General features: G+C 36.9%; 18 protein-coding genes. 15 read left to right on the forward strand and 3 right to left on the reverse strand.

Annotated elements, in window-relative coordinates; translation table 11 throughout:
* Positions 1-106 precede the first annotated feature (106 nt).
* The 4 genes from C1634_RS16945 (at position 107) to C1634_RS16960 (ending at position 9529) form a co-directional block, all read left to right on the forward strand.
* A complete protein-coding gene (locus C1634_RS16945) occupies positions 107-1357 on the forward strand; it encodes a CinA family nicotinamide mononucleotide deamidase-related protein (RefSeq protein ID WP_109738800.1) in 1251 nt (416 codons plus the stop codon).
* 89 nt (positions 1358-1446) lie between these two features.
* Entirely contained in the window at positions 1447-4845 is a 3399-nt protein-coding gene (locus C1634_RS16950) for a polysaccharide deacetylase family protein (protein WP_103232796.1), read from the forward strand.
* Between the two features lie 187 nt (positions 4846-5032).
* The gene (locus C1634_RS16955; RefSeq protein WP_103232795.1) at positions 5033-7090 is read left to right on the forward strand and encodes a M13 family metallopeptidase; all 2058 of its coding nucleotides are present in this window, start codon (positions 5033-5035) and stop codon (positions 7088-7090) included.
* 342 nt (positions 7091-7432) lie between these two features.
* The gene (locus C1634_RS16960; protein WP_103232794.1) at positions 7433-9529 is read left to right on the forward strand and encodes a M13 family metallopeptidase; all 2097 of its coding nucleotides are present in this window, start codon (positions 7433-7435) and stop codon (positions 9527-9529) included.
* Between the two features lie 67 nt (positions 9530-9596).
* Here C1634_RS16960 and C1634_RS16965 read toward each other — a convergent pair whose 3' ends face one another.
* Positions 9597-10643 carry a hypothetical protein gene (locus tag C1634_RS16965; RefSeq protein WP_109738801.1) on the reverse strand — a complete coding sequence of 349 codons (1047 nt, stop codon included), beginning with the start codon at positions 10641-10643 and terminating at the stop codon, positions 9597-9599.
* 355 nt (positions 10644-10998) lie between these two features.
* Between C1634_RS16965 and C1634_RS16970 the strand changes: the two genes are divergently transcribed.
* The 11 genes from C1634_RS16970 to C1634_RS17020 all read left to right on the forward strand — a co-directional run bounded on the left by C1634_RS16970 (position 10999) and on the right by C1634_RS17020 (position 20900).
* A complete protein-coding gene (locus C1634_RS16970) occupies positions 10999-11445 on the forward strand; it encodes a type VI secretion system contractile sheath small subunit (protein ID WP_165835346.1) in 447 nt (148 codons plus the stop codon).
* A 20-nt stretch (positions 11446-11465) separates the two neighbouring features.
* On the forward strand, positions 11466-12827 hold the full coding sequence (locus tag C1634_RS16975; protein WP_103232791.1) for a DUF5458 family protein: 1362 nt from the start codon (positions 11466-11468) through the stop codon (positions 12825-12827).
* A 74-nt stretch (positions 12828-12901) separates the two neighbouring features.
* On the forward strand, positions 12902-13363 hold the full coding sequence (locus C1634_RS16980; protein ID WP_103232790.1) for a hypothetical protein: 462 nt from the start codon (positions 12902-12904) through the stop codon (positions 13361-13363).
* 82 nt (positions 13364-13445) lie between these two features.
* Complete coding sequence (mutY, locus tag C1634_RS16985; protein WP_109738802.1) at positions 13446-14480, forward strand: A/G-specific adenine glycosylase; 1035 nt, start codon at positions 13446-13448, stop codon at positions 14478-14480.
* Between the two features lie 44 nt (positions 14481-14524).
* On the forward strand, positions 14525-15082 hold the full coding sequence (gldD, locus tag C1634_RS16990) for a gliding motility lipoprotein GldD (RefSeq protein ID WP_109738803.1): 558 nt from the start codon (positions 14525-14527) through the stop codon (positions 15080-15082).
* A 27-nt stretch (positions 15083-15109) separates the two neighbouring features.
* The gene (locus C1634_RS16995) at positions 15110-16033 is read left to right on the forward strand and encodes a PfkB family carbohydrate kinase (RefSeq protein ID WP_103235604.1); all 924 of its coding nucleotides are present in this window, start codon (positions 15110-15112) and stop codon (positions 16031-16033) included.
* A gap of 86 nt (positions 16034-16119) precedes the next feature.
* Positions 16120-17487: a peptidylprolyl isomerase gene (locus C1634_RS17000; protein WP_109738804.1), complete on the forward strand. Its 1368-nt coding sequence runs from the start codon at positions 16120-16122 to the stop codon at positions 17485-17487.
* 125 nt (positions 17488-17612) lie between these two features.
* Positions 17613-18110 carry a hypothetical protein gene (locus C1634_RS17005; protein WP_109738805.1) on the forward strand — a complete coding sequence of 166 codons (498 nt, stop codon included), beginning with the start codon at positions 17613-17615 and terminating at the stop codon, positions 18108-18110.
* 73 nt (positions 18111-18183) lie between these two features.
* Complete coding sequence (locus C1634_RS17010) at positions 18184-19173, forward strand: NAD(P)H-dependent flavin oxidoreductase (protein WP_394337102.1); 990 nt, start codon at positions 18184-18186, stop codon at positions 19171-19173.
* Positions 19174-19188: 15 nt separating this feature from the next.
* Positions 19189-19959, forward strand: coding sequence for an alpha/beta fold hydrolase (locus C1634_RS17015; RefSeq protein WP_103232118.1), 771 nt, complete (start codon positions 19189-19191; stop codon positions 19957-19959).
* A gap of 113 nt (positions 19960-20072) precedes the next feature.
* Positions 20073-20900, forward strand: coding sequence for a GLPGLI family protein (locus C1634_RS17020; protein WP_165835348.1), 828 nt, complete (start codon positions 20073-20075; stop codon positions 20898-20900).
* A gap of 9 nt (positions 20901-20909) precedes the next feature.
* Here the strand turns inward: C1634_RS17020 and C1634_RS17025 are convergent, their stop codons facing one another.
* On the reverse strand, positions 20910-21467 hold the full coding sequence (locus tag C1634_RS17025; RefSeq protein ID WP_228410098.1) for an HD domain-containing protein: 558 nt from the start codon (positions 21465-21467) through the stop codon (positions 20910-20912).
* Positions 21468-21556: 89 nt separating this feature from the next.
* Positions 21557-21856 carry a rhodanese-like domain-containing protein gene (locus C1634_RS17030; RefSeq protein WP_103232116.1) on the reverse strand — a complete coding sequence of 100 codons (300 nt, stop codon included), beginning with the start codon at positions 21854-21856 and terminating at the stop codon, positions 21557-21559.
* Positions 21857-21891: the final 35 nt, after the last annotated feature.

Genomic DNA, 21891 nt, shown 5'->3' on the forward strand with positions numbered 1-21891 from the left:
TTGTAGTTTTAGATAATTTCGGCAAAAATAGAAAAAATCAATTTATATTGCCGCGGCCACAGAAATTTACGTCATTTGCAGAGAATTTTTTTCAACAAAAAAACATATGGAAAAAGCTGTTCTGATTACTATCGGGGATGAAATCCTTTCCGGAAACACGGTAGATACTAATTCTAATTTTATTGCTGCTGAACTTAAAAATATAGGAATCAAAGTGACTCAGATTCTTACGATCTCAGATGAAATTGAAACTATTAAAAATACACTGAGTACTGCTTTTGAAGGTGGAGACTTAGTCATTACAACAGGAGGATTGGGACCTACAAGGGATGATAAAACCAAAAAAGCCCTGGCAGAGTTTTTCAATGATGAAATTGCCCTGGATGAGGTCACTTTCAATCACCTTAAAGGTTATATGGAAAGAAGGGGACGAGCCGATATTCTGGAAAGAAATAAGGAACAGGCTTTTGTTCCTACCAAATCCATCGTTTTTCAGAATCATTACGGAACGGCACCCTGTATGATGATGGAGCTTGATGGAAAGCTGTGTTACAGCCTTCCAGGTGTTCCTTACGAGGTAAAACCGCTTATCAAAGATCAGATTATTCCTTATTTACAGCAAAGATTCAAACTTCATTATATTCATACCAGAATTGTTTCTGTAGTGGGAATTCCTGAGAGTATTCTTGCAGACACCATTGAAGACTGGGAACTGGCACTTCCGAAAAATATTGCTTTGTCTTATCTTCCGGTGGGAACCCGTGTAAAGCTTCGTCTGACAGCTTCCGGCGATCATGAAGAAGAGCTGAAAAAGATAACAGAAGAGGAAATCCAAAAACTGCTTCCTTTGGTAGAAGGCCATGTGATCGCTGTATCTGAAGATAAAATTGAAAATATTCTGGCAGAAATGCTTACCGAAAGAAAATTAACGATTTCTACTGCAGAAAGCTGTACAGGAGGGGAGCTGGCAAAAATGATCACTTCAGTTTCCGGCAGTTCAAGATATTTCCTTGGCGGAATAGTGCCGTATGCTACCGAGAGAAAGATTAAAATTTTAAATGTTTCCAGAGAAACCGTAGATCAGTTTACCGTAGTAAGCGAGCAGGTGGCTCAGGAAATGGCAAAAGGATGCCAGGAATTGTTTGAAACTCATATTTCCCTTTCTACGACAGGTGTTGCCGGTCCTGGAAAAGGAGAGGATGGTAACGATATTGGAACAGTTTATTATACCATAAGAATTAATGACGAGGAGATAACCTCCAAATTATACATGCCCCATCTGGAAAGAGTAGATTTTATGAATTTTGTTTCCCAAAAGGTGATTCAGGATTTGGTAAGCCTTCTTATCGACAGATAAATACAATTCATACTTTTTAATTTTTTTTTAATTAATTTTAGTATAGTTTTTCACACTTTTTGAGCGCCCTTCAATAAATTTCAAAAATCGTGGAAAATTCCAAACAGATTTTTCAGACCAACAGCAAGAAACGTTGGAAAAGTGTACAATGGGGAAGCCGTGTTTTTATTTTTATAGGAATACTGCTTTTGCTTGCTTTAGGTCTGATGATGACCCTGGACAGAAGTCCTAAAATTCCTTTTAAAGAAGATTATAAAGCTGTCATTACAGCCAACAAACCTTACCTTCAGGAGAATAAAATTTCCAAAGAATATAAAGGGTTCAGAAGCTTTATTTCTGAAAAAACAATCCATACTAGCCTTGATAAAATTGAGAAAGCGAGAGCGGAAAGATATAAAAATCAGAACAGAAACTGGGCTCAGTTTCCGGGAGGAATCCGGTCTGCTTTTTATGTAGCATGGGATCCTCAGTCGCTGATGTCTCTGAAAAGAAATATCAGACACATCAATCTGGTTTTTCCTGAATGGTTTTTTCTTGATCCTAAAACAGGAGATCTGAAAACCAATGTAGACCCTGAAGGATACAAAGTGATCAAAAGAACCGGAATTGCCGCCATGCCAATGCTGAGTAATAACTCTGACCGGGAATTCCGTTCGGAAGGGCTGGTAAAAGTTCTTAACGATCCGCAGAAAAGAACCCATCTGATTCAAAAGATCACCCAGCAATGTAAAAAATACCACTTCAAAGGAATAAATATTGACTTTGAAGATATGAACCTGAATTCTGATGAAAATCTGATTGCCTTTATGAAAGAACTTTCAGAGACATTCAAGCAGAATCAGCTGTTGGTGACAATGGATATTATGACAGATAATGATGATTACAATATCCCAAGATTGAATCCTTATGTAGATTACTTTGTGCTGATGGCTTATGATGAATATTCCGCAGGAAGTGATGCTGGTCCGGTTTCTTCCCAAAAATGGATAGAAGCACAGACAGGTAAAATCGTAAAACAAATCTCTCCTCAAAAAATTATTCTTGGGCTGGGGGCTTATGGGTACGATTGGAGCTCCAATAAAGATGACAATACTTCGGTTACCTACATGCAGGCAATTACAAAAGCGAGTGCAAGTAAAGCCGTAATTGACTTTAATGACAATACTTTTAATTTAAATTATTCCTACACCGATTCTAAAAATCTCACCCACACGGTCTTTTTCAATGATGCCGCTTCTATTTTTAATACGATGCGTTTCTCATCAGAATATCCATTGGCAGGAACTGCACTCTGGAGACTGGGAAGTGAAGACAGCAGAGTCTGGAATTTCTATGATAAAGACCTTACAGGGGCAGGCCTTTCCAAATTGAATTTAAAAACCCTGGAAAATGTAAAAGGGCAGACCATGGTGGATTATATCGGAGACGGAGAAGTACTGGATGTTCTGAATACTCCCCATGATGGAAAAATTGCACTGGAAATTGATCCAAAAGAGAAAATTATCACAGATGAAAATTACATCACCTATCCAAGTTCTTATGAAGTAAAAAAATACGGAAGTGCCCCTCAGAAAGAACTCGTCCTCACTTTTGATGACGGCCCGGATGAAACCTACACTCCGCAGGTACTGGATATTTTATCCAAATATCATGTTCCGGCAGCATTCTTTCTGGTAGGATTAAATGCAGAAAAAAACCTTCCGCTTGTTAAAAGAATCTACCGGGAAGGACACGAGATCGGAAATCACACCTTTACGCATGAAAATGTAGCAAAAGTAAGTCCGCAAAGAGCTTTGCTGGAAATGAAACTGACAAGACTGCTGATCGAATGTATCACAGGCCACAGCACCATTCTGTTCAGAGCGCCTTATAATGCAGACTCAGAACCTACCACTTCAGAAGAGATCATTCCGGTAGCACTGGCAAGACAGCAAAACTATCTGGATATCGGGGAAAATATAGACCCTGAAGACTGGCAGCCGGGAATAAAAGCAGATGAAATTGTAAAACGTGTAATGGCCGGAATTAAACATGAGAGAGGAAATATTATTCTCCTTCATGATGCAGGCGGTGATACCAGAGAAGAAACGGTGAAAGCTTTAAAAATCCTTATTCCGACTCTTCAGAAACAAGGATACCATTTCACGAACCTGACCAATATTCTGCACAAAAGCAGAAGCGAACTGATGCCTGAAGTTCCCAAAACAAAGTCTTACTACATCATGCAGCTTAACCTTGTGTTAGCTACAGCAATCTATGGAATAAGTCATTTTCTGGTTGCTTTATTTACCATTTTCATTGTATTAGGGTTGATCAGACTATTGCTGATGGCGTACTGGGCTTTTAAAGAAAGAAAAAAAGAGAAAAAACTAGGACAATTTCCAGTGCTGGAATCTTATCCGAAAGTTTCCATTATTGTGCCTGCTTATAATGAAGAAGTGAATATTATTTCTTCGTTACAGAATTTACTGAAACAGACCTATCCGAATTTTAACATTATTATGGTAGATGACGGAAGCAAAGATTCAACGTATGAAAAAGCATTGGAGGCGTTCCCGAATCATCCGAAGCTGAAAATTTTCACCAAAAGAAATGGGGGTAAGGCAACCGCCTTAAACTTTGGAATCTCGGAAACAGATGCTGAATATGTAGTGTGTATTGATGCTGATACCAAACTTGAGCAGGATGCTGTAAAATATTTGATTGCAAGATTTTTAAATGCAGATCCGGAAGAAAAAATTGCTGCCGTAGCAGGAAATGTGAAAGTGGGAAACAGAGTCAATTGGCTCACCAAATGGCAGGCTATAGAATACACGACAAGTCAGAATTTTGACAGGCTGGCCTATGCCCATATTAATGCCATTACAGTGATTCCAGGAGCTATTGGAGCATTTAAGAAATCTGTGATCATTGAGGCTGGAGGATATTCATCAGATACTTTAGCAGAAGATTGTGATATTACTGTGAAAATTTTAAAAGCAGGATATACAGTTGCCAATGAAAACAGAGCAGTTGCAGTTACCGAAGCTCCGGAAACCGCGAACCAGTTTTTGAAACAGCGTTTCCGTTGGACCTATGGAATTATGCAGATGTTCTGGAAACAGAGACAGACTTTCCTTAACCCCAAATATAAAGGATTAGGACTTTGGGCAATGCCGAATATTTTATTATTCCAATATATTATTCCATTTTTCTCGCCGCTGGCAGATGTGATTATGTTTTTGGGAATTCTATCCGGAAACGGAGACAAAATATTCACCTATTATCTGATTTTCCTCTTGGTGGATGCTTCATTAGCTTTAATTGCATTCATGATGCAGCGGGAGAAATTAATCAATCTGTTGTATATTATTCCGCAGAGATTTGGGTATAGATGGCTGATGTATATTGTGTTATTTAAAAGTTTAAGAAAGGCATTGAAAGGCGAAATGCAGTCCTGGGGATTTCTGAAAAGAACCGGAAATGTAAAAGAGATAGCCACTTCTTAAGAAGTTGGGAAGCTGAGTGGAGGAAGCTGGAAGTTATGAAAATCACACCATAACTTCCAGCCTCAATCTTCCATCTTCCATCTTTTATAAATTCTTATCATGCTATGACGTTATTTGTTTAAATTTGTTTTCTTGAAACGTAACAAATACAAAATAAATCATACATATTCTAAAAATTGTTATCATAATGAAAAAAATAACGCTTTCTTTGTTTTTAATAGCAGGGATCTGTACTCAAACTACCATGAGCGCACAAGCTAAAGCTGCTAAAGTAGCAGTGAACAACACAGACAAAGGTTTAGACCTTAGCTTGATGGACACTTCGGTGCGTCCTCAGGATGATTTCTACAACTATGTGAGTGGAACTTGGATGAAAACAGCCAAAATTCCATCGGATAAACCAACTTGGGGAAGCTTCAACAAACTAGCTGACGATACGGATAACAATTCCATGACGATCCTGAACTCTCTTTTGAAAGATAAATTTGCTGATGGAAGTGAGGGGAAAAAGATCCAGGATCTGTATGCTACTTACATGAACATGGAGAAGAGAAATGCTGACGGAATAAAGCCTATCCAGGAAAATCTGAATAAAATTGATGCTATAAAAAGCCTGACTGATCTTCAAAACTATCTTACTTCTGTAACAAAAGAAGGTGAAAACGTTTTTTACGGATGGGGAGTGGATGCAGACCTTAAAGATTCTAAAATGAATGCCGTTTACTTAGGAAACGCTTCTTTAGGTTTAGGAAGAGATTACTATCAGAAAGTAAACGAAAAAAATACAGAAGCTATTGCTGAATATCAGAAATATGTAGCTTCAATGCTAAAAGAATTAGGATACAAAAATGCTGATGAAGCAGCAAAAGGTATCGTTAATTACGAAAAGAGCATCGCAAATACTTACCTTACCAACGAACAGAGCCGTGATAATACGCTTCAGTATAATCCAAAGACGATGGCTGAACTTTCTGCTCTGGTAAAAAATGTTGACCTTCCAGGTTACCTTAAAAAAGTAGGAGTAAATTCTGACAAAGTAATTATCAGTGAATTAGGATTCTATAAGAACTTCGATAAATTAGTAAATGCTCAGAATCTTCCTGTGATTAAAGATTATCTGAAATTCCATATGATCCACGGAAGTGCTTCTTACTTAAGTGAAAACTTAGGAAATATGAAGTTTGCTTTCTATGGTAAATATCTTAGAGGACAACAAGAACAAAGAGCACTTAACAAGAGAGGTTACGAATTGATTAACGGTTCTTTGGGTGAAGCTTTTGGAAAATTATATGTTGAGAAATACTTCCCTGCACAAGCAAAAGCTCAGATGGTAGAATTGATCGACTATTTAAAGAAAAGTTTCGCAGTTCATATCAACAACTTAGCTTGGATGTCTGCAACGACTAAAGAAAAAGCAATGCAGAAACTGAATAAGTTCACTGTAAAAGTTGCTTATCCAGACAAATGGAAAGACTATTCAAAATTAAATATTGTTTCTGAGGCTAAGGGAGGAAACCTGTATCAGAACCTTCAGAACATTGGTGAATGGCAGTACAACAAAGACTTAGCTAAAATTGGTAAGGCAGTTGATAAAACAGAATGGGGAATGACTCCACAGACTGTTAATGCTTACTATAACCCGGTAAACAACGAGATTGTATTCCCTGCTGCTATCCTTCAGCCGCCATTCTTCAATCCTAACGCTGATGCTGCGGTGAATTTCGGAGGTATCGGTGCTGTTATCGGTCACGAAATGAGCCATGGATTTGATGATTCAGGAGCACAATTTGATGCTGATGGTAACTTAGTAGACTGGTGGACTCCTGCAGATAAAGCCAATTTTGAAAAAGCAACAAAAGCTCTTGCTTCTCAGTATGACAAATACGAGCCGGTAAAAGGAACTTTTGTAAACGGAACTTTCACAAACGGTGAAAACATCGCTGACTTAGGAGGTGTAAACATCGCTTATGATGCCCTACAGATGTATTTAAAAGACAAAGGAAATCCAGGGAAAATCAGTGGATTCTCTCAGGATCAGAGATTCTTCTTAAGCTGGGCTACAGTTTGGAGAACATTGTCAAGTGAGAAATATATGGTGAATCAAGTGAAAACAGATCCGCACTCTCCTGGATATTTCAGAAGTTTCGGTCCGTTGATCAACGTTGATGCCTTCTACAAAGCATTTGATGTGAAAAAAGGAGACAAACTATACAAAACTCCAGAAGAAAGAATTAAAATCTGGTAAAAATAACAACCGCTCAGCAATGGGCGGTTTTGTTTTTTTAGGTAGCAGGTAATAGGTGGCAGGTAAAAGGATATAGAGATTGGGGATTGGAAGACATTCTTTGTAATAATGGTTTCCATCATTCCCTTTCTCTGGAGGGGTGGCAAAAATTCAAAGAATTTTTGCCAGGGTGGTCTTCCCATAAATCTCAATCTCGTATATATTTCCAAAATATACCCTGTAAACTTTAAACTTTTACTCTTAAATCATCAATTTCCCACTCCATATATTAATTATCATTCATTACATATCATTAAAGTTTGTATATTTGATACGTTTGTGTAAAATCAAAAATTATTTTTAATGAAAAAGCTAAATATTGGAATACTTGCCCTTTCGGGTATTGTATTTCTCAATTCGTGTGGTGCAGCAAAGACTGCAGGGACAGAGAATAAAACAGAAGCTACGGCTAAAGTTACTGAACCGATAAAAGAAGAAGCAAAAGAGGAGGGGATCAATTTATCATATATGGATACAAGTGTCCGTCCGCAGGATGACTTTTTTAGCTATGTGAATGGAAATTGGGTGAAAACTACTCAGATCCCTTCTGATAAAGCAAACTGGGGATCTTTCAATGCTTTGAGAGAAAATGTGGATGATGCTTCATTAGATATATTGAATAAAATCCTTACAGAAACCTATCCAGCTGGATCAGAAGGACAGAAAATCCAGAATCTGTATGCCTCTTTTATGGATACCAATAAAAGAAATGCAGAAGGTCTGGCTCCTATCAAAGCTGATCTTGCCAAAGTAGATGCTATTAAAAGTCTTAGTGACCTTCAGAAATACCTTTTGGAAGCGACAAGATTGGGCGACAATTCTTTCTATGGATGGAGAGTGGGTGCTGATATGAAGAACTCCAATATGAATGCGGTATATCTTGGTGGACCGGATCTTGGTTTGGGAAGAGACTATTATCAAAAAGTAAATGAAGCCAATACTAAAACACTGGCAGAATATCAAACCTACGTTGGGAAGCTATTTGGCGTGTTAGGATATAAAAACGCTACTCAGTCTGCACAGAATGTGGTAGACTTTGAAAAACAACTTGCCAATTACTTATTAACTCTTGAGCAGAACAGAGATGCTAATTTAAGATACAATCCTAAAAACGTATCAGAATTATCAGGTCTGGTTAAAAATGTAGACCTTGCAAAATATCTTAAGGATGCAGGAGTAAATACAGACAGAGTGATCATTGGCGAACTGAAGTATTACCAGAATATGGATCAGTTTGTAACACAGAAAAACCTTCCTTTACTGAAAGATTATCTGAAGTACCATATCATCAATGGAAATGCGAGCAATTTAGATGAAAAATTAGAGCAGATCAGATTTGATTTCTATGCTAAATACTTGCAGGGACAAAAAGAACAGCGTCCAATGGACAAGAGAGGACTTACCCTTGTCAATGGTGTTCTGGGAGAAGCTTTTGGTAAACTATATGTAGACAAATATTTCACTCCTGAAGCTAAAAAGCAGATGGAAACTTATATTGATTACCTTTTAAAATCATTCAAAACCCATATCGCGAATATGGACTGGATGTCCCCTGAAACTAAAGTAAAAGCTCAGGAAAAACTATCCAAGTTTACAGTGAAAATTGCTTATCCTGATAAGTGGAAAGACTATACTCAATTGAAAGTAGAATCTCCAAAACAAGGAGCAACACTATATTCTAATCTTCAGAATGTATCCGCTTGGCAATATCAGAGAAGTTTAGACAAAGTAGGAAAGCCTGTTGACAAAACAGAATGGGGAATGTCTCCACAAACTGTAAATGCTTACTACAGCGGATCAAACAACGAAATTGTATTCCCTGCAGCTATTCTTCAGCCTCCTTTCTATAACCCTAAAGCTGATGCAGCAGTGAACTTCGGAGGTATTGGTGCCGTTATCGGTCACGAGATTTCTCACGGATTTGACGACAGTGGTTCCCGTTTCGATGGTGATGGTAACCTGAACAACTGGTGGACGGATGCAGACCGTAAAAACTTTGATGCAAAAGTTGGTCAGCTGGCCGCTCAGTACAGTGATTATGAACCTGTAAAAGGAAGCTTTGTAAACGGTAAATTTACAAGTGGAGAAAATATTGGTGACTTAGGTGGAGTAGCTGTTGCTTATGATGCTCTTCAGATGTATTTAAAAGATAAAGGAAACCCAGGCAAGATCAGTGGATTTACTCAGGATCAGAGATTCTTTATGAGCTGGGCAACGGTTTGGAGAACAAAAGCTACCGATCAGTATATGATCAATCAGGTGAAAACTGACCCGCACTCTCCGGGAATGTTCAGAGCCTTTGGACCGTTGGTCAATCAGGATTCATTCATCAAAGCATTTGATATCAAACAAGGAGATAAATTGTATAAAGCTCCTCAGGACAGAATAAAAATCTGGTAATTTTACCATAAAAATTGTTAGAAAAGAAAGAATCCGTCTCACGTTAAGTTGAGGCGGATTCTCTTTTTTAATATTCTTTCTTATAATTCCGGAGAACAAACTTGATTCCGGTTTCTATAATATCTCCCATGGATGTACAATACTTGAAATTGACATCGTAGGTGAGTTTTTGTAAAGCGGTCTTTAGTTCTATAACATTGGCCTCCGGCGCGATATTGTCTTTTTTCATAATAGAAATGAGTTCATCAAATCTGTTTTGGCTGCTGGTCACTCTTTTTACGATTTGTGAACGTACTTCCTTACGGTATTGTTCTATAGAGCTGGGCTTCAGTTTTTCCAGCACCATATTCACCATTTGACTGTTTTCTTTGAAATACTGTGGAAGATACACTTTCAGATTTCCCTCATAAGTTTGCTGGTCAAAATCGATGGGACGAATTCTGTAAATAACCTGGTCGAAATCATGTATGGGAATCACAACATAATTATAGGAGCGCATGTCACCAAGAAGCCCAATGAGACACCGCTCATTGAATTTTACAAATTCCTTGGAAATCTGTGCCTTTTCCAATTCATTACAATTGAATAGATGTTTCTGAATAAAAACATCGCCGGGAATTCCTAAAATATGCTCCTCAATCAACGTGTTCTTATACACCAGAAAGTTAATTCGGTTGGGAGAAAGCAGATCTTCAAGCTCCAGCCCGAATATCCGGGAAGCATCCGCCTGTTTAATATAAAAATAAGTATAATTATCGTTAAGTATATTTCTCACCCGAACCCGAAAAGGTTTAGAGTTTCCAAACGTACAAAAGTCGATCGTATCTACTTTCAGATAAGGGAGAGTAGCGATATCCCCATCAGAATGAAGGAGGGTATAAATCTTATTTAAATTAGCCTCTATTTCTTTAAACTCATATTCAGAATATAATACACCAAGCCACAAAGTATCTTTGCCCTCTTTATCCATAATATTTATACTGTCGCTAAACCTGAGAAGGTCTTCATACAGGAATCTAATCTTGGTCGTTCTGTTGTATTTTTCCAAATATTGCTGTAATGCTTCTGAAACTGGAAATATGGGTTTTCTAAACGCTATTTTTACATCTTTCATGACACGGTTCACTTTGTTTAAATATAAAGAATATTTTTTTGTAATGTCTGAGGAATTCCTATTTTAATATCCATTACATACTTTTGGATAAGAGTAAAGCGAGCAAAAATTTTATTTATTTTTTTCTTGAATTTTTTTATTTATTTTTTCATAGCTTAGTGATATCGTAATATCGTGATTTTATGTTGAATAAATGTAAATAGAATGAGCTAATTCAAGAAAAATCTTAGTAAAATTTTGTATGTTACAGTTTTTTTTTAAATTTAAACACTGGATTGGTAATTTATTTGATTCATCTGTAAATTACTCAAAGACAGACCCAAACCAAATTAATAAATCTCAAAATAACAATAATATGGCAATGTTTAATTATGGTGTTGGCGGAAACGAAGTAAAAGTAGACGCTAATGAAGCTATTCAGGAAATTCAGGAAAATAAGTCACTGATAGTAAGCCAGCTTACAACAGACGAGTCTTATACTCCTGAAATCGTAACAGGATTAAAAACAGTGGAAGACGTTTTCAAACATTTCCAGCCTTCAGTATCGGTACAACACGAAACGGAAGACGGGGGAATGGTAGAAGAAGAATTCCGATTTCAAAACCTTGGAGACTTTACCCCTAAAAGCCTTACTCAGAAGTCAGATTACCTGCAGCTGCTGAGTGTAGAGCAGGAGCAGTACAATAAAATAGTACGTCAGCTGAAAACAAACAAAATTCTACGCAATATGCTGGAGAACGATCAGACAAGAGCGGCGTTCATAGAAGTATTGAAAGAAGTGGGACAAGAACTTGAAAAATAACTAAAGACTTACATTAAATCATGGATAGCAAATTACAGGCACAAGAAAGTCAGCAGCAGGGGCAGCAGCAACATGCAGGACAGCCGAAAGGCAACCCGCTTGCAGAACTCAATAAAATGGGAGGATTTGGCTTTGTTGAATCCGTCGTAGACGGTATTGCCAATATGAACCCAACAAGAAAGGCAAGAAAAGAAATCTTCCTGAATGACAGCAATAAAGCAGACGAAAGAAAAGAACTTCTTCAGAAGATCAATCTTTGGGTAAGCCTTTTAGAAGGTAGTGAATCAGCAGATAAAATGGCTGAAACGTGCAAAACCAAAGCACAACAAGCCGATCAGAACTTAAAAACAAACTTAAAAAGTACACTGGATGCCGTTCGTATGTTGGAAACCAACTACAGAACAGTAGCGCAATTCTATAAAAATACAGAATTGGATAAAGTGGATAACGTAAGCATCGTAAATGCAAGCCTTGAACAGGTTTCCGACCTGGATAACCCTTTGTTCATCGATGCCATCTCAGAAGAATTCAAAAATTACTACGACCGTCTTGACCTTAGAGATAACTACTCAATCCTTGCAATACCAGGATATTTAGGATCCAATAAAGTCATCGAGAAATGGGCAAAAATCTGTAACGAAAACAAAGTAATGATGGTTACAGACTTCGCCAATCTTGATAAGCCGGATGACGTGGTAGACTTATTCCACTCTGCAAACCTTACAGGTGGTGAACTTCACAGAAGTAATGTTATTATGACGTGTAACTGGCTGGTAGGACGTGGTAAAGCTGAAGAAGTAGGAGAAGAAGAAAATGTAGAACTTCCACCTTCCACTTCATTAGCAGGAAAAATTCACAAAACCCTGATGTCTCAGGTAGCAGCAGGTAAAAAACATGGAAATATCAACGAAGTAGACGCTGTAAAATTCGAATTGAAGAAAAGTGAAATTTCTCAGTTGGAAAAAATGGGTCTGGTACCAATGGTCAACGAGTACGGAAAAATTATGGCCTTCTCTGCGAAGACATTATTTACAGGAGACAATATCGGTCTTCAGACGTATTCCGTAGTTCGTGTATTCGACTATGTAACCAAAGTATTACTGGACTTCCTGAACAGAAGAGCTTTCGAAAACTGGAATGCTAAAAACGAAGACGATTTGAGAAGACAGATCGTAACGTTCCTTGACAATATCAAAGGACCGGACAAATTGATCGAAAAATTCAAAATTGTTCGTTTCGAGCAGGATAGAGTAAACAAAGACAGAGTATGGCTTGATATTCGTATGACCCCTTATTTCCCTACAAAAAGTTTCGTTATTAAATTGGACGGACACAAAGGAGATGATGGTAACGAATGGGATGCAGAATATGCTCAGGAGTAAAATAAACTTACCTTAAATAACAAAAACCGATGCAATTTTACATCGGTTTTTTTTCAACCAACACCTAATTTAATATGAATAAAAAACTTATCATTGGTTTACCAGCCATAGTGATGACACTTTTGATAAGCTGTGAAAAAAAATACCAAAGTCCCGGACATTATGAAAATGACCTTTTTGCAGACGAACGTCAGGAGGGAAAGGCATACATCATGAATGAATCTGAATGCTTTGATGGCAGTGAACTGGTTATTGCAAGTTCAACCGTAAAACTGGCAGACAGCTCCAAAGGCCGTGGAAAATCATTCTTTCTTTATAAAGTAAAGTCAGGAAAAGTATTAAAAACGGTAAGAGACTCTACTGTAGATACTCCATTCATGTTTTTATCTCCTTATAAATTGAAGATAAAAAATACTGATTCTATATATGTTTACCTGAAAAAACTGGAAGGATACCGTTTTATAGCCAAAGACAGAAACCTGAAATATCAATGGTTAAAGGCTGCTCCCGTATATTCTGTGAAAGCTGGTAAATAAATTTTATCTTTGCAAGTGCTATATAAAGTGAACGTTTACGGAAACGGTTCAAAAAGCAATTAAAAAGCAAAAACAAAATTTTTTGGAGAAGGATAACCGAAGTTCAGATTTTCTGCATATTGGCAGTAAAATCCTTGAATGGTATAAAAATAATGCAAGAGACCTGCCTTTCAGACAGACAAAAGATCCGTATAAGATCTGGATCTGTGAAATTGTATTTCAGCAGACAAGGATCAATCAGGGATTGAATCATTATAATAATTTCATTAAAAGATTTCCGGATGTAAAAACATTGGCAGAAGCAGAAGAAAATGAAGTTTTGCTGTATTGGAAAGGATTGGGGTACTATTCCAGAGCCATCAATATTCATAAAGCTGCCCAGCAGATCATGAATGACTATCATGGAATATTTCCAGATCAGTACGAAGAAATTCTAAAATTAAAAGGAGTCGGGAAATATACCGCTGCAGCCGTTTCAAGTATCTGTTTCGGGGGGAGAATGCCTGCTGTTGACGGGAATTTCTACCGTGTTTTAAGCCGTCTTTTTGCCGATGATTTTGATATTTCGAATTCAAAAGCATTTACTTACTTTTCTGAGCTGGCCGCTTTGGTGATGCCGGAAAATGTCGGAGATTTTAATCAGGCGATGATGGATATAGGCTCAGAGATTTGCAAGCCTAAAAATCCACTTTGTGGAGAATGTCCAATCAATGAAGACTGCCTGGCATTTTCTATACAGAAAATTTCAGATTACCCAGTAAAAACGAAAAAAGTAAAAGCTGAAGACCTCGCTCTGACCTATTATTTTGTCCACAGAAATGGACAATTTCTGATCCGCCAGAGAAAAGAAGACTTCATCTGGAAAAAATTATTTGAATTTCCTGATGCCATTTCTTCGAATATGGAAACATTCATTACAGGTTCAAAAACGATTGCCCATAAGCTGACTCATAAGAATTTAAGCATTGAAATATTTAATGTTGAGGTTATTTCTGAGAAGATATGGAATGATTTTATCGCTGAAAATCAATACCTGATTACCGATGTTGAGGGTTCTCATGAAAAATCGTTTCCGAAGCCTTTGGAAAATTACATTCAAAACTCTCTGAAAGACTGAAATTTGTCTTCCGAAATCTGAAATCTAATTTGTACTTTTGCAAAATGATTAAAAAAGTCATTTTTATTTTTGTATCACTGCTTTTAATTTCATGCGGAAAAGACACTACTCCGAAACCTTATGGAGAACTGCGTCTTGAGTATCCGGCACCGAAATATCAAAAGTTTGAAAACGACTGTGCCTATATCTTTGAATATTCGGAGTTTGCTTCTATTGCACCCGCAAAAAAACCTTGCTGGTTCTATTTGAATTATCCTAAAATGAAGGCCAAGCTTTTCGTTACCTATTACCCGATACAGAATGACTTTGCAGATCATATCAAGGAAGCTGAAAAAATGGTATATGAGCATACCATCAAAGCCAGTTCTATAGACACAAAATCCTTCGAATACCCTGAAAAGAAAGTATACGGGAACTTCTATGAGCTGAAAGGGCAGAGTGCTTCCAATCTTCAGTTTTACATTACAGACAGTACGAAACACTTCGTTACTGCTTACTTATACTTTAATACGAGACCGAAACCGGACTCTCTTGCTCCTGCAGTGAACTATATCAAAAATGATATGAAGCACCTGCTGGACTCTTTTGAATGGAAAAAATAATTACTTTTAATATACATTGAAAAATATATGAAACTTTTAGTTGTAGGAAGTGTTGCATTTGATGCAATTGAAACACCATTTGGTAAAACGGACAAAATTTTAGGAGGTGCAGCCACTTATATCGGAATCACTTCATCAATTTTAGGCGTTAAATCCGGAATTGTTTCTGTAGTAGGAGGAGACTTTCCACAAGAACATCTTGATATGTTCACAGACAGAGATGTAAACATCGAAGGAATTGAAATCGTAAAAGAAGGAAAAACATTCTTCTGGTCTGGAAAATACCATAATGATCTGAACACAAGAGATACTTTGGTTACAGAAGTAAACGTGTTGGAGAATTTTGATCCAAAAATCCCGGATTCAATGCAGGATGCCGAAATTTTGTTACTTGGAAACCTACACCCTGGAGTTCAGTTATCAGTACTTGAAAAAATGAACAACCGTCCTAAGCTTGTGATCCTTGATACGATGAACTTCTGGATGGATTCTGCATGGGATATCTTAATGGATATGATTGCGAAAACAGACGTAATTACCATCAATGATGAAGAAGCAAGACAGCTTTCAGGAGAGTATTCTTTAGTAAAAGCTGCTAAAAAGATCCACACAATGGGACCTGAATATGTGATCATCAAAAAAGGAGAGCACGGAGCGTTACTTTTCCATGACAATAAAGTATTTGCTATTCCGGCGCTTCCATTGGAAGATGTTTTCGACCCGACTGGAGCTGGAGATACATTTGCAGGAGGTTTTGCAGCTTATCTTGCTAAAAAAGAGAAAATTGATTTCGAAACCATGAAGTCTGCTCTTATCGTAGGATCTGCAATGGCTTCATTCACGGTAGAGAAATTCGGAACAGAAAGAATAGAAGAAGTAAGCGAGGCGGATATGTTCAGCAGATTGAGACAATTCAAAGAATTGACGACATTTGATATCGAACTGCAGTAAATAAGTCTTTTTAAGAAATATTTATAATAAAAAATTGAGTGAAATTCGTTAAGAATTCTAAATTTGCAACTTGTTAAAATAGTAAAATGACAAATAAACTAAAAATCACTTTTCTTCTTGGGATTTTCATCATGATATTCTCTTCAAGCATGATGCATGCCCAGCTAAAACAAGGAGATTTGGTGGATGGTATTGCCGCTGTTATCGGGGATGAGATTGTTTTGGAATCTGATGTGAACGAGCAGATGAATTATGGTAAACAGCAGGGGGCTTCAAACACAGACAAATGTGAGTTCCTGGAAAACCTTATCAGCAATAAGCTTCTTGTATATGAAGCAAAAAAAGATACCTTAATTGAAAACCGTTCTGCAGCAATCAAAGAACAGGCTAATGCAAAATACCGTCAGTTGCTTTCTCAATTTCCGGATGAAAAAACATTGCTTGCCGCTTATAAGTTCAGAAATGGTTATGAAATGAAGAACGCTATCGAAAAGATAGACACAGACCAGTATTATGGACAGGCAAAATACCAGAGAGTTACTGATAAAGCTGACGTAACACCCAATGAGGTAACTGACTTCTACAATATGTATAAAACACAGTTGCCACAGATAAAAGATGAAGTTACTTTGGCTCAGATTATGATCTATCCTACATTAACGGAAGCTCATAAGCAGGACCTTATCAACAGATTGAAAAAGATCAAGCAGGATATTGCTGGAGGTGAAACTTTTGAAAGCCAGGCGAGAATCTATTCTGAAGATGAAGGATCGGCAGCTAATGGAGGTTTGTATAAAAACATTAACAAAGGGCAGATGGTTAAGCCATTCGAAGCTGCAGCGTTAAACCTTCAGGAAAATGAAATTTCAGATCCTATTGAATCTGAATTCGGATTCCATATTATCCAGTTGTTGAAAAGATCAGGTAAAGTATATGATGCAAGACATATCTTACTAAAAGCAACCCCTACTGATGATGAGATCAAAACAGCAAAAGCGAAATTAGACAGTATCAGAGGTCTTATTGCGAATGGTAAGATTACATTTAAAGATGCTGCTTTTAAATTTTCAGATGATAAAAGAACAAAATTCAATGCAGGGATTATTCCTGGTGCTGATGGTTCTGATAAAATCGAAAGAGAAAGTATCCCGGGAACAATCAGTTACGAATTAGCAGGTTTGAACAAAGGAGATATTACCACTGCTTTTGAAGATGAAGAAAACAAGAGAAAGCAGATCAAGATCATCAAAATTGATGATGTAATTCCTTCTCACCAGATTACTCTGGAAACAGACTTCAGCAGAATCAAGCAGATGGCGCTGAATAAAAAGAAAAATGAAATGGTTGAAAAGTTTGTTAACTCTAAGTTACCGACAACTTTTATTTCAATTGACGGACGTTACGATAGCTGTAACTTTAAGTCGAACTGGAAGAAACAATCCATGAAAAAATAATAAAAAAGCCTTCAGAACTTCTGAAGGCTTTTTTTATTGATATATTTAGGACTTCAAAAAATACGGTATCGGCTAAAACTTATTATCTGAAGGAAGTATTTAATATATTTACAAAAATTAAGAGTATGGACTCTACTTTTTACCTTAAAAAATTTCATTCGGCAGCCACCGAAATTCCTGAGAAAATACTTAGCAATAACGGATTGAAATTGTCTGTAGAGATCGTTTTGGAATCTGTTGCACTTAAGGTTTATAATCCGGAATGGTCTGGAAATCCTCAGTCGCCTTTAGATGCTGAGGGACGCATTTTCTTTTCAGTTTGGATCAACGATAAGACTATCAGTGAAAGGAAAATATATTACAATATCCATGCTCTGAAGCTAAGAAGGTTGAAAGGCTATACAATAACCAGCAGAAATTTTGCCCAGGATTTTAGGAATGAATTTTTAAAATACCAGAAGGAATGGCCTAATGTGAGTGTAAATTATGGCCCATTAACATTAATGGAAGGCTGGGTGGCGCTAAAAGAAGATCATATCGAAAAAGATATACAGGAACTGGCTCAACGGTTTTTGAAAATAAGCCCTATTATTGACAATGTTTTGAAGCAATATAAAAAATAATGATATTAGGTTTTTCTATATATTTTTAGACAATAGAAGGTTCTGATAATCGTTGTTTTTAGTATTTTTACATATGAGCAATTTTATAGATTTCAACGCTGCAAAAAAGCTTCATGATATGGAGGCTGCACAAAATAGAATTTCACATCTTTTCAATATTAAATATCCAATTATCCAGGCAGGTATGATCTGGCATTCAGGATGGAGACTGGCTTCTGCGGTTTCCAACTGTGGTGGTTTAGGGATAATCGGGGCTGGAAGTATGTACCCTGACATTCTAAGAGAAAACATCCAAAAATGCAAACAGGCTACAGATAAGCCTTTTGGAGTGAATGTACCGATGCTGTATCCTAATCTTGAAGAGATTATTCAAATCATTCTGGAAGAAGGTGTAAAGATTGTATTTACCTCTGCAGGTAACCCCAAAACCTATACAGAAACCCTTAAGAAAGAAGGAATAACAGTCGCTCACGTAGTTTCTTCTACCAAATTTGCTATAAAATGTGAGGATGCAGGAGTAGATGCTATCGTAGCGGAAGGTTTCGAAGCAGGAGGACACAACGGAAGAGATGAAACAACTACTTTCTGTCTTATTCCGAATGTAAAGAAACATATTTCTAAGCCGTTAATTGCTGCAGGAGGAATTGCTTTAGGTTCACAGATAAAAGCGGCTATGATTCTTGGTGCAGACGGTGTACAAATCGGGTCCCGTTTTGCTGCCACTACAGAAGCAAGTGCCCATGAAAACTGGAAAAAGAAAATCACAGAATTACAGGAGGGAGATACCCATCTTACCCTGAAAGAATTGGCACCTGTAAGGATGGTTAAAAATAAATTCTTCAATGAACTGGAAGATATCTACCAGAACGGAAGAAATAAAGAAGCTTTGAACACTTCATTGGGAAGAGCCAGAGCAAAACGTGGAATGTTTGAAGGAGATATGGAAGATGGAGAACTGGAAATAGGCCAGGTTTCTGCCCTGATTGATAAAGTTCTTCCGGTGGAAGCAGTGTTCAATCAACTTTTAAAGGAGTTTGAAGAGACGAAAATGCCTACTTTTTAAATATAATTGTACTCAATGGAAGGAAGAATAGTTGATGTAAAGGGTAAAAAATTATATATAGAACACCATAATCCGTTTGAAGACAGACCTACTATTGTTTTTCTGCATGATTCATTAGGTTCAGTACAGCTTTGGAGAGACTTTCCAGTCAAATTATCTGATACTGCGGAATGCAATATCCTTGCCTATGACCGTTTAGGTTATGGAAAATCATATCCAATGTCTACTCATGAAAGACCGGTAAATTATATGGAACTGGAAGCAGATCTGTTGAATGATTTATTGATTGAAATGAATATTGATAATGCCATTCTGTTTGGACACAGTGATGGAGGAACAATCGCTTTAATCACCGCTGCAAAATATCCGGAAAAAGTGAAAGCAGTTATTTGTGAAGCGGGTCATATTTTTGTGGAAGATGTAACTTTAAAAGGAGTTTACGATGCATGGGAAGCCTACAAAACAACAAACCTTCCTGAACGTTTACAAAAGTATCACGGTGATAAAGTAGAAATGCTTTTCAGAGCATGGACGGAAACCTGGACACGTGAAGACTACAAAACCTGGAATATTGAATATCTGCTGAAAGATATCACAGCTCCATTACTATTTATTCAAGGAGAAACTGATGAATATGGTACGCTGGATCAGGTTGAAAAAACAATTTCGCAGGTGAGTGGAAGTGCTGAGAAATATATTATTCCCGGTATCGGACATACTCCACATAAAGAAGTTCCTGAGGTGGTACTGAAAAAGACCACAGAATTTGTAAAAAATTATTTTTAATATAAAATATGGATAAATACGTTTTTTATAGGCGTATTTATTTTTTTTATGTAAATTATTAATATTTAGTAATTTAAATGTATATTGATCTTCACCAAATCAAAATACGGTTTATGAAATATCTTGTGTTTTTTCTTCTTCTTTTTACTCAGGTTGTCTTGGGACAGAATAAGAGGTTTATGTATCAATACACCTACATTCCGGATTCTACCAATACAGAAACTATTAAAGACCTTATGTTTTTGGATACAGCCAACAACAGATCTTTGTTTTATAGCCGCATGAAGTTTACTGAAGATTCTACTTCAATTGCAGAAGCCGAAAAAAAGAACTTTTATATTCCAAATGCTACCATCTTATACAGAGTGGAGAAAATGAATGGCAAAACCTTCTTTCTGACGAATGATTATGGCTTAGGGAAAATAAAGGTTGAGGATAATAGAAAAATCACCTGGAAAATAGAATCTGAAAAGCAAAAGATTGGAGAATACAGTGCTCAGAAAGCAACTACAGATTTTGGAGGGAGAAAATGGACAGCCTGGTTTACCACAGATATACCAATACAGGATGGTCCTTACAAATTTTCCGGACTACCAGGGCTGATTGTAAAGATAGAAGATGCTACGAAGAATCACATCTATGAGCTGATTGGAATTAAAAACTTACCAAAAGAAATACCGTTTCCTAATTTAAATTCCAGAGCTAACGAGTTGGCTTTAACTCAACAAAAATTTGAAGAGTCCTTTATCAAATACAGAAAAGATCCTGCTGCTGCAATAAAACAGCTTTATATAGAAGGTAAAATACCTGATCAGCAGGATGGTTCAGGACGTTTGCGTACAGGAGCAGAAGTTGTTCGGGAAGTAGAACAGCAGACTAAAGAAAGAGTAAAAAAGGACAATAATATAATTGAAATTAGCCTGCTAAAATCAGTAAAATAGAACTTTTCATTACAGCAACCGAAGTTCAGCCGCAATATTTTCCTTTGCCTGAGCCTCATATTTATCTTTAAAATAATCTGTTTTAAAGATGCTTTCAAGTTCCAGAAAATGATTGAGTACTTTTTTTCGTCCCGGCTTATAAAGGAAATCAGGGTAAATAGAATATTCTTTCCTTATATTCTGAGTGTATTCTAAATAGGTTTTAAAATCTTTACCCAATACAGAAAGGTCAGCATCTAAAAGATAATTGGTGTCCCCATGATCAGATCGTTGATGAGCTTTTGTGGCAAGAATCTGCTCATAAATTATTGAAATTTTGTCTTTATTGACATGAAGTTCAGCAAGCCTTTTTTCAGCAGTAACGGCACTTTTCTCCTCGTTGGACTTGGAAGTTGCATCATAAATAATGTCATGATAAAATACTGAAAAGGAAATCACTGTAAAATCAGAGAGGTTCACTTTCACCTCTTCAAGTTCCCGAAACATGTTTTCAAGATGAAGAAGATTGTGATAATGCCTGCCTTTTTCAGAATATCTGGTTACAATCTCGTTCCACAGATTATTCATTAACTGCTGATCTTTTGTAAAAGGAGAACAAAGCTGTTCAAATTGATTTTTCAGATGCATAGAAATAAAGAGATAAAAAAAAGGAACTTTTAAAAAGTTCCCTGATTTGCTTCCAGAACAGCCTTCAGATCAGCCCAGCCGCCGCCATTATAACCGTCCTTTAATCCTTGAGAGGTAAGATACTCCAATGCTTTTCCGCTTCTGTTTCCACTTCTGCAGAATAAGATGACAGGTTTTTCAACAGAAAGAATTTCGTCTTGTCTATCTTCCACCTCACCTAAAGGAATATTCTTAGCACCATCTATATTACCGTCCATTTCAAGCTCCATTGGCTCACGAACGTCGATCAATTCATAGTTTCCGGATTGTATTACTTCTATTAAAGACATAGTTGTTTGTTTTAAACATTAAATTAGAAACGAAA

The sequence above is a fragment of the Chryseobacterium viscerum genome (genome assembly GCF_002899945.2).
Lineage (GTDB): Bacteria > Bacteroidota > Bacteroidia > Flavobacteriales > Weeksellaceae > Chryseobacterium > Chryseobacterium viscerum.